The sequence below is a fragment of the Dendronalium sp. ChiSLP03b genome (assembly GCF_034531165.2).
Classification (GTDB): domain Bacteria; phylum Cyanobacteriota; class Cyanobacteriia; order Cyanobacteriales; family Nostocaceae; genus Dendronalium; species Dendronalium minutum.
The window spans coordinates 158,369-168,458 of record NZ_JAVRBR020000151.1 but is presented as its reverse complement, the minus strand read 5'-3'; the positions used below and the strand labels follow the sequence as shown (position 1 = coordinate 168,458).

Below are 10,090 nucleotides of genomic sequence, written 5' to 3'. Positions count from 1 at the left end.
CAATCGTAGATAGCTTGGCGGAATTTTTCTAGTTGTGTCAGGATCATCACGTCAATGATTTATCGATTACTTTCATTGACTTTACGGCAGTCAGCAGTAACACTGACTGCTTTTCTCTAGCCTTTTAGTCCAAAGTCCAGTAATTCTGTCCGATTACTTATTACTTTGAGAGGTAGGAGGAGATGAGGGGATTAGGGAACAACGGGACACAGAGAAATTATTTAAGAATTCTCTCCTCTGCCCCTCTGCCTCTCCGCCCCTCTGCCCCTCTGCCTTCTTCACGATGAACCTTCAACACGCAGCACATCAAATTTTATTAGATATATAAGAGTGCGAAGTAAAAGTGTGGGAGAGACATCTGGATGTTGTCTGAGAATTGTTTCAATTGAAATTGAACCGTGTTGTGCGATCGCAGCTAAGACCGCATCTATAGTAGAATTCGTGCTTCTTATGTCTGCACCAAAATTCGTAATCCAATTTTGCCGGAGTTGTTGCAAATGCTCTGGTGTACTCATAGTACTAAGTGTTAGCACTAGGTTTTGAGCGGGTATTGTACTGGTGTAATGGGCAAACAACCTAAAAGGATCGTCACACAAAGGTGCAGGTGGTCTACTTGGTAGAACTGGTGTAGAAATTGATGCAGTAGCCCGGATTTCTGCTAATTCCTGCCAGAGATTTTCGTAACTTGCAATTACAACTTTCCAATCGTAAGTTTGCCTCGCCCGCTGTCGTCCGTTCTCTCCTAAGCGCTTTCTCAGTTCGGGATTAACAATCAACTCTACTAATGCTCTTGATGCCGCATCAATATCGACAGCAATTGCCATTGATGAATGAGCAATATAGGCACTATAATTCAAGCGATCGCTAAGATATCCAGAGGCTAAATCTAGCCCCAACCCTGGTGCAGGCATCAGCGTGGGAACTCGCAAACCATCAATTTCATGACGCACAGACTCTTGATAACCATTCCAATCTGAGACAATTACAGGTAAACCAGCTGCCATCGCTTCAATTGGTGTCAGTCCAAAGGTTTCTTGAATGTTATCTACTAAAGAAATAAAAATATCTGCGGCAGACCAGATTCCCGAACGAATTTCTGGTTTACGTCCATCGACAAAAATACAATTGACTGATGGACAAAACATCTGAGCGCTCGCTTTAAAGCTGACTTCCTCTCTTTCATCTTCAAACCAACCAGCCTGCACAAAATGTATTTTGGCTTTGGTCGCTTGTGCTGCCTTTTCCAAAGCTAAATACATCGGTACAGGGTGTGCCTTAGCATAAAAACACAATCTGCCGACAAACAGCACAACAATCTCATCTTGGGGAATGCCGAGTATTTGACGCAGACTTCTTTTGATGTTCGTACTGCGATCGCCGTGGTCAACAGCATCACAATCAATACCCAGAGGGATAATTGGCAGTTGGATATCAATATTAGGTTTGCCACCTGTACGTTGAGCTAAATATTCAGCCCAAGTATTGAGAAGACGTTCAATAGCAGTCTTCACTGCAACAGAGGTACAAATGAGAGCATCCCAAGACTGAAGAGGTGCAATCAGCAAATCACCAATGCCTTCCATGACTCCTGTACTTGCAATAGTATGAGTCACTCCACAGATACTATATCCTTGTTGCTCGCCAAATCTTCTAATCCAGGCAACTTTAGATAGTAGGGGATCGGGGTGATAAATTGTCCCTGCTTGTGCAAGTAACTGATGATTGCTGGTGGGTAACCATTGCACTTGACGAGAACGTTTCATCCAAGGTTGAATGCGGTGGCAAAATTCAGCGAATTCTGTCTGGCTATCTGCGTAACAATACAGATAATCAGCCGTTCCATGTTGGACTAAAGCTCTGAGAAACCCTTCACCCGCAGCTTGACGACCTAGGAGTCTTTTCCCAGAAGTATCATAACCATCTCTTTTGTATAAAATTGCGGCAGTGTTATTCATATTAAGATTGTTGGATTGAATCAACCAAGCTGACTTGAAAAAGGCAGAGGGCAGATGGCAGATGGCAGAAGGAAAGAAAGTTTTTTCATCTGTCCTGGTGTATGTAGTTCATGACGGCTACTTATCAATTGCTGCTGATAACAGTGTATTTTTACACAAAATTATGGTGCTAAAAGTTAAGCTTCGGAATATGAGTTGCAACAGATGAAGCGTCCAAAAGCTGATACCAAGCTAGTATTCAAATGACATCTCTGGCGATCTTCAACATTTGATTGCCACCAAGTTGTAATTCGTATTCAACTTGTTCAATATTTACTTTGTAACCTTTGGCTTTGTAATATTCTATAATTCCATCTAAATGTGGATAAGGTTTCAACATTAAAGTCAGAAGCGGAAATATTCTCACTTCTTGAGCGATACGCAGCATTTCATTTACAGATTTTAAGTGAAAATTATAATCGAATTGGTCAGAATATAAAAATAACAAATGCGAACAAAGAGCTATTTGAAATTCTTGGGTTTGGTATTCTAAATTTGGTAATTGGCCAATTACATATCTATTGCTATTTTTGCCATTCTCGTAATCAGGCAGAAATTCTTGAATGACTTTTACTCGATTGCGTCGCAAATCATCTGGAGATTTATGGTAGCTCCACACCCAATCATGGGGTGTAGCTTTCACTTGGTTAATAATATTATCAACTACTTCATTAAATCTTTGTAATATTTCAGCACTAGAAAATTGGTACAGTGGATCGACAGAAACTACACTTTTACCTTGACGTGTCATTTCTGCATTAAAGCTTGCAGGGCCATCCCCAATACCAATAATTTTTTTATTTAAATCTGCATCTGTTAAATTGAATATTTTTACATATTCATCCATTGACCTGCCAAAAGGAACGACTTTATCTAAAATCATCGCCATCAGAATTTACCTCAATATCTGCCAAAAATACTACACATCTATAGCCTTATTTGGAATAATTAGTATCAATTGTCAATTGTTGCACGTAAAAAACGATAACCTACATCAATCTCTGTTATTTTGCGGATATCTCCATACTTTACTTCCCATTCACCATTACTTAAATCTGCGGCGAGTGACTTCACTCCTGGTTCAACTAAACTCGCATTAGCTAAAGCAAAAGAAGATATTCCCGCACGCACCTCTGGCTGAAGATACAATTCAGGTCGTCTCCAAGCTGCTGCGGCAAACAAATCGGATAAATCGTAGGGCAACATCAAAGGAAATGCTTCAACACGTCTTTGGGTATTTGATTGAATCATTTCTATCTGTTCATTGAGTGGAAGGAATCGTAGTGCATCTTCCCAAAGCCAAGGAAAGTAATCGTAGAGCCAGATTTTTTGAGCCAATCTAATATCAAAAGTTAACAAAACGATCGCACCTGATTTAATCACTCGATGCATTTCCTGAAAGGCTGTTTCTAAGTTAGAAAAATGATGAATTGCCAAGATACTTATGACTGCATCAACAGACTTATCTGGTAAAGGGAGAGCCTCTGCATAGCCAGCCAACCATTGGACTTGAGGATGTTCTACTGCTTGTGTCTGCATAACTGATGAAGGTTCTACAGCGTAGATAGAATATCCTTGGTTGGCGATCGCTCGACTGTAACCACCAGTACCAGCGCCAATATCAGCGATAATACTATTTTGGGGCTGATTGAGCAGGTCGATTAACTTATTGACAATCCGCATGTCAGGAACACGAGTTTTTGTATATTGTTGACCAATGGAATCATAGATAGGCATTTTCAAAACTTTAAATCAACTACTTTGCTGGAGCCTTCAGGCGATAAAATACATGGGGTAAATCCGCATGGACAATATCGCGTTCGTATTGAAAACCCAGTTTTTGCATAACCCGTTGTGATGCAAAATTGGTTGTCATGGTAAAGCAAACTATCTCTGGTAAGCCTATTTGCTCAAAACCTACTTTTAAGATTGCCTCACCCATCTCTGTTGCCAATCCTTTTCCCCAAAATTCTGCCACCAGGGAGTAAGCTAACTCTACCTCATCGTTACCAGCTATGTGATACCAATTCGTAATTCGTAATTCGTAATTCGTAATTAAGAAAGTCCCATTTAGTCTAGGTTTCTGGGTTTGGATCTGTATCATTATTTTTGGGAAATGGTATGAGTATTCCGAAGACCGCCACGACCAACAAAACGATTACCAATTTTGTCTCGAAACATCCATAAACCAAATCCGTAACGCTCCCAATGAGTTAGATTTTCTTGAAGAAATAGCTTTGTTTGCTCATTGGAACGAACACCAGCCAAAGTTGCCATAACTTTAGGATCTTGATGCATAATGCAAAGCCAATCGAGATGTTTGGTTTGTAAGCGATCGCCAATCATGCGAGGCGTAGATAATGTTTCTATTGCTGGCATAATAAAAGCAAAATTCCTTAGGATTTTTTATTTAATTTAGAAGACTTTCTACCACCGATTAATGAGTTTAATAACACTACGTCTTTACGGTATTTGAGGTTTTGAATCCGGCTATCTTCTGCGGATGGCACATCCTTTTGAGCGAATGGAACCTGTTTAAAGTTAGTAGCTAGATATTCTGCAAGTGCATCTTGTTCGGAACCATCTGGGGCAAAGGTGGCTAAACCTGTGCGCTTGCTGGGATCGGTATCTTTTGATGTCAAATCAACTTGTTCTTTGGGGAAGGGATAGCCATCTCCACCACCTGCCAAGAAGGTGAGGGTAACAGTGCGGAAGGTACGAGTTGAATTACCCACTAACTGGCCATTTTTAACTACTACATCAATGATTTTGCCTTTACTGTCTTTGATAGCCAACGATCTAACACGTTTACCTGCTGGTAAATCGGGGTCAAAGCTAAAGGCTAATCCCGCTATTTGGGGAAAACTACCGGGTGTAGCACCAGGCACTACGGCTGCAACACTGTGTTCAATTACTGCCAATAATTCTGCGGCGGTCAAGGTAACAAGTGTTAAACCATTATTAAACCGCAGTGCATTGGCAATATCAAGTTGGGAAATTTCTTTCTCTTTTTTACCTGCTGTGGGATTGGCTTGGGGTGGTAATTTGAGTACATCTTCTGGACGAGTGGAACCTGCTGGAAAGGTGTATACGCCGATGTTGTCACGCATACCACCGCCATTTTTGATGGAGATGACTGTCTGAGGATCGTAACGCTTGGCGATCGCTAAATTAGCTTCGGCTGTGAGATTACCTAAATTGGTTTCTTGTGTGCGGACATCACCCCGCCAACCGTTGAGGAAGACGTTAGTTTTCCCAAAAATCTTACCGTCTTGGGCAATAATCACTTTTTTGAGTGCAGCTGTAATGGCGACAATTTTAGGGTCTGGTTTTCCCCTGACAGCTGCTACACCTTGGGAATCAGTAACGTAAGCACCGCTAATTTTAGAGTTAATACTTTTGGGAATAATCACCCCCTTGCTATCAAAATCCACAACCAAACGACCAACATAGCGATAGTTACCATCAGTATTGACTATGGCTATGGGATTACCATCTGCTGCTTTTTTGAGGATGGGATAAGTTCCAGCAGGCTGATCGCCTACTCGCAGACGGTCTGTCTTATCTGCTAACAAGGTATTGGAACCACCAGCGACAATAATATCTACGTTCTTGAGTAACTCAGCCAGCTTTAATTCAATAGCAATTTGCTGCATATGTGTTAGCAAAATGACTTTGTTAATCTCTGGGTTTTTTATCAGCAACGTATTAACCGAAGTTTGAATTTCCGCAGCTAAAGCGGCTATATCTGCGGCATTTTTGTCATTAAATTTTTTAGGTAACACAGTCACGCCACCAGTAGAGGAAATAGTCGCTAGCGTGGGAGTTGTCGCCCCCACTACACCAATTGTTTCTCCGTTAACAGTGATGATAGTGCTACGGGCAATCTTATTAGGAATTTTACTCGCCTCTTGCCCATCTTCTGTAACTAATTTGGCAAGGTCTTTATCAGTGCTAAAGTCTAAGTTTGTGCTGAGATAAGGGAATTTTGTACCAGGGTAATTTTCTTTGGCTTGGATTAAATCTGCAACAACGGTTGTACCTAAATCGAATTCGTGATTGCCAAAAGCGATCGCGCTAAAACCAAGGGCATTTTGAATTAAAATATCACCTCTTCCCTGACCACCAAATACTGTATCGCTAGCGAATAAAAAGGGACTGGGAATATAAGCATCTCCAGATGAGAGAATTAAGGTATTCGGATAATCGGGTTTCCCGTCGCGATTAGCATCTTGATTTTTGAGTGCATTCAGCACCGCAGAAAAGTTTGGTGCATCCTCCAAAGCCGGAACGCCAGCTTCTTGATCGGAAGCGTGTAATAGTTGCAGTGTGAAACTAGGTTTAGGTGCGGTTCTGACTTGCGCCAGACTAGCAGTGGTTCCTGGTAAGCAAAAAATACCAAATATAACTAGCAAACGTATCTGTACAATACTTAAATCAAGAGTATTAAGCTGACTCAACCAACGAACTCTGAAATTTAAAGTAGACATGCTTGCTTATAGAATTCACGTAGTGGTAAACAATTTTTGTGTAGTCAATGTTGCGATTGTACAGCAGATCGATTAACGCGATCGCTTGCTGATGTCCTTGTGTTGTCAATATAGCATCGGGTTCTTGCCCCATTGCTCGGCAATGTCGCACAAAATACAACGTCTTACTCATTAAGCCACCTCTAAGTTAATGCTGAATTTCCAACAAAAGGAGTGCGCGATGTACTGAAATGAGAAAGCAAACTGGGGTTTGAGAAAGCAAACTGGGATTTGAGAAAGCAATATGCCTTTTTGCTTATTAAATTCGAGTTGATGGAGAAACTTTTGACAAATAAACTTTAGCGAACTGCATTGACAATACTTAGTTCTATAATTTGAGTGTTATGTGATATACGGAGTATAAATTAATATATCTTTTGGTAGAAGTAAGAACTGTACCTAAACACTTAGGATGCCTGTGAGCCTTGTATTTTGTTATCTACATTCTGGATGATAAAGGCTTGTCACAGTCAATTAGGAAGGTTTTTCTATGCAAAAAATTCTAATAACTTTCAAGCAAGCATTCGTCTCAAGCATTTTGATTTTTAGCTTGATGATTTTTACTGGTTTGTCTGGTTTGTTCATTGTTCAGCAGGCTAGCTATGCAACGACACTTGAAGAGTTGAAGCTGGTACCTCCAGAATATAAACCAAATTCAGAAGAGAAGATTAACCGCGCTAACGAATACGATCCTGGGGTCGGTATTCAAGAAGAAGATCGACAAGAAGCTTATGAACAAGCAGTAAAAGATGGAGAAAGCCTTAATTCTATAGAGAAGGCTTATGAAAGAAATCTCAAAGCGGAAAAACAATCAGGTTCTCAAAAAAATCTTGCTACAAAAGCGAAAGAAGCTGTTGAAAATGTCATAAGTAAATAAGGATTTGAAGGGTAAGGGAAGACAAGGAATAAAGCAGATGGGGAAAAAAGAGGATAGATTAGCTCAAGTCCTTCCCTTTTTCTTTCTCTTTCCCTTCCCCTTCACTCCTATTTGGTGAAAGTGGCGATCGCCTCCTCAACAGCTGCCAAGGCTGTATCTATTTCTGCTTCTGTTACAATCAGCGGTGGGACAAACCGGACAACTTTTGGCCCGGCTGGTACAAGCAATACGCCTTCCTTGATGGCAGCGTTAACCACATCGGCTGCGGTTAGCTGAATATCTGCTTGCAACTCCAAACCATTGATTAAACCCCAACCCCGCACGTCAGAAATATAATTAGGATATTTCGCGGCGATCGCTTTTAACCCATTTCGCAACTGTTCGCCTCGTGCTTCGACGTTCTGCAAAATATTCTCCCGTTCCAATGTTTGGCAGACAGCAAGTGCCACGCCACAAACAAAGGGATTGCCGCCAAAGGTGCTAGCGTGTTCCCCTGGTTGGAAAACATCGCAGAATTTTTTACTCATCATTGCCCCAATGGGGATACCACCGCCTAAGCCCTTGGCACTGGTGAAAATATCCGGTTCAACGCCGAGATGTTCGTAAGCCCATAACTTGCCGCTGCGCCCCATACCAACTTGCACTTCATCGAAAATCAATAAAACGCCAGTTTCATCGCAAATCTGCCGCAGTTTTTGGAAGTAAGCAACATCTCCCGGACGCACGCCACCTTCTCCCTGCAATGGTTCTATAAGAATTGCCGCCACGCGGTAATCCCCTTCATCCAACTCGCTAATTGCCGCTTCTACCGCGCTGATATCGTTGTAATTTACATAGTGGAAACCTGGAACCAAGGGATCAAAATGTTTTTGATACTTTGGTTGTGCTGTAGCAGTAATCGTTGCCAGAGTCCGTCCGTGGAAACTTGCATTGGCTGTGAGAATAATAGGCTTTTCAATGTCTAGAACTGTGTGGGCATATTTTCTAGCTAGTTTTATTGCCGCTTCATTGGCCTCAGCTCCAGAGTTGCAGAAAAATACGCGATCGGCACAGGAATGTTGAATAATCCATTGGGCTAGTTCGCCTTGTTCGGGAATGTAGTACAAATTAGAAACGTGGTGCAGTTTCTGGATTTGGCGTGTCACTGCTTCCACCATAGCTGGATGGGCGTGACCTAGGGTACAAGTGGCAATTCCAGCCACAAAGTCTAGATATTCCCGACCCTGTGTATCCCAAACCCGGCAACCAGCACCCCGTTCTAAAGCTAAGGGAAACCGGGCATAAGTTGACATGACAGCTTCATCGAAGCTGTCGGCATCAAAAGGGCTAGATGACACAGAACCTGACGGGGGGATGGTGGCTTGCTCAATTAGAGTTTGTATGCTCACTACCGCGCCTCCTGAAATTTTTCATCGTATACTTACTTACTAGTTTCCTAGAAATTCTGGGAAATTTCTTCTTACTTTACCGCAGGTCATACTTTCTCTTAGGTTAACGCTCAGATATCTTCAAACGTGTGGCGGTGGTGAAAAACTTTGTACTCGACTCTTGAGCAAAAATATCAACGTATTCAAAAAGAGTTAATGGCCGGGGCGATCGCTCTTGGTGGTGTTTTCCTCATTGGCACTTTATGGTATTCCCTAGTAGAGGGTTGGTCATGGGAAGATGCAGCTTACATGACAGTCATCACCTTGGCTACCGTAGGATATGGAGAGACACACCCACTTGGTAACCGAGGACGGTTGTTTACCATTGCCCTAATTTTGTTGGGTGTGATCAATATTGGTTATATTGTCAACAGATTTACAGAAGCAGTAATTCAAGGCTACTTTCAACAAGGAATTCGACTACAGCAACAGAGGCGGTTAATGGAATCTCTATCAGAACATTACATTATCTGTGGGTTTAGTCGAACTGGTCGGCAAATCGCCAAGGAATTTCGCGCAGAAGGCGTACCTTTTGTCGTCATTGATTCTGAGATAGAATCCGTGCAAAGAGCGCAAGTAGAGGGTTACACAGTATACCAAGGTGATGCCACATTAGATGATACCCTTTTGAAGGTTGGTATCGAACGAGCAATTTGTATCGTTGCGGCACTACCTTCAGATGCAGAAAATTTATACACTGTTTTATCAGCAAAAACACTAAATCCGGGAATTAGAGCGATCGCACGGGCAAGTACAGAAGAAGCTTTGCAAAAGTTACAGCGTGGTGGTGCAGATGCGGTGATTTCTCCTTATATTACTGGGGGTAGGCGGATGGCAGCCGCAGCACTCAGACCGCAAGTTTTAGACTTTGTGGATGGAATTTTAACAGGTGCAGACCGCCAGTTGTATATGGAAGAATTTTTACTTGACCCTGCTTTGTGTCCCTTTGTAGGTCAAACTTTGCAAAGAGCCAAGCTGCGATCGCAAACTGGCGCATTAGTTCTGGCTATTCGTCGCAACGATGGTACTCTCATTGGCGGTCCCACTGGCGAAACAGTTTTAATGCCAGGAGATACGCTGATTTGCATGGGTACAGCTGAACAACTGCGTGACCTTAATCAACTTCTTGGGCCAATTCGTTCTCAGAAGTTGCGTAAGCCTAGAAATGGTTGAGTTTTGAAAGCATTGGGATTAGATGAAAATGTCTTTCCCCTTAACCCTTACACCCTTACACCCCTACACCCATTCTCAAGACGGCTTGTC

At 42.1% G+C, this 10,090-nt stretch carries 10 protein-coding genes; 2 read left to right on the top strand and 8 right to left on the bottom strand.

Features of this window, described 5'->3' with window-relative positions; all coding sequences use genetic code 11:
• Window positions 1–278 precede the first annotated feature (278 nt).
• The 7 genes from RMY31_RS35930 to RMY31_RS35900 form a co-directional block, all read right to left on the bottom strand.
• Entirely contained in the window at window positions 279–1,955 is a 1,677-nt protein-coding gene (locus tag RMY31_RS35930; RefSeq protein ID WP_322667153.1) for a glycosyltransferase family 4 protein, read from the bottom strand.
• A gap of 238 nt (window positions 1,956–2,193) precedes the next feature.
• Entirely contained in the window at window positions 2,194–2,883 is a 690-nt protein-coding gene (locus RMY31_RS35925) for an SAM-dependent methyltransferase (RefSeq protein ID WP_322667151.1), read from the bottom strand.
• Between the two features lie 65 nt (window positions 2,884–2,948).
• Window positions 2,949–3,731, bottom strand: a complete 783-nt coding sequence (locus RMY31_RS35920; RefSeq protein WP_322667149.1) for a class I SAM-dependent methyltransferase — start codon at window positions 3,729–3,731, stop codon at window positions 2,949–2,951.
• 19 nt (window positions 3,732–3,750) lie between these two features.
• Complete coding sequence (locus RMY31_RS35915; protein WP_322667147.1) at window positions 3,751–4,098, bottom strand: GNAT family N-acetyltransferase; 348 nt, start codon at window positions 4,096–4,098, stop codon at window positions 3,751–3,753.
• A complete protein-coding gene (locus RMY31_RS35910; RefSeq protein WP_322667145.1) occupies window positions 4,098–4,373 on the bottom strand; it encodes a hypothetical protein in 276 nt (91 codons plus the stop codon). The genes RMY31_RS35915 and RMY31_RS35910 overlap by 1 nt, the downstream gene beginning before the upstream one ends.
• Window positions 4,374–4,390: 17 nt before the next feature.
• Complete coding sequence (locus tag RMY31_RS35905; RefSeq protein WP_409879644.1) at window positions 4,391–6,484, bottom strand: bifunctional metallophosphatase/5'-nucleotidase; 2,094 nt, start codon at window positions 6,482–6,484, stop codon at window positions 4,391–4,393.
• Window positions 6,441–6,656, bottom strand: a complete 216-nt coding sequence (locus RMY31_RS35900; protein WP_322667141.1) for a hypothetical protein — start codon at window positions 6,654–6,656, stop codon at window positions 6,441–6,443. Before RMY31_RS35900 ends, RMY31_RS35905 begins: the two co-directional genes overlap by 44 nt.
• Window positions 6,657–7,013: 357 nt before the next feature.
• Between RMY31_RS35900 and RMY31_RS35895 the strand changes: the two genes are divergently transcribed.
• Entirely contained in the window at window positions 7,014–7,400 is a 387-nt protein-coding gene (locus RMY31_RS35895; RefSeq protein ID WP_322667139.1) for a hypothetical protein, read from the top strand.
• 107 nt (window positions 7,401–7,507) lie between these two features.
• Here the strand turns inward: RMY31_RS35895 and RMY31_RS35890 are convergent, their stop codons facing one another.
• A complete protein-coding gene (locus RMY31_RS35890; RefSeq protein WP_322667137.1) occupies window positions 7,508–8,788 on the bottom strand; it encodes an aspartate aminotransferase family protein in 1,281 nt (426 codons plus the stop codon).
• Between the two features lie 147 nt (window positions 8,789–8,935).
• Here RMY31_RS35890 and RMY31_RS35885 point away from each other — a divergent pair, with 147 nt between their 5' ends.
• A complete protein-coding gene (locus RMY31_RS35885; RefSeq protein ID WP_322667135.1) occupies window positions 8,936–10,000 on the top strand; it encodes a potassium channel protein in 1,065 nt (354 codons plus the stop codon).
• Window positions 10,001–10,090 lie beyond the last annotated feature (90 nt).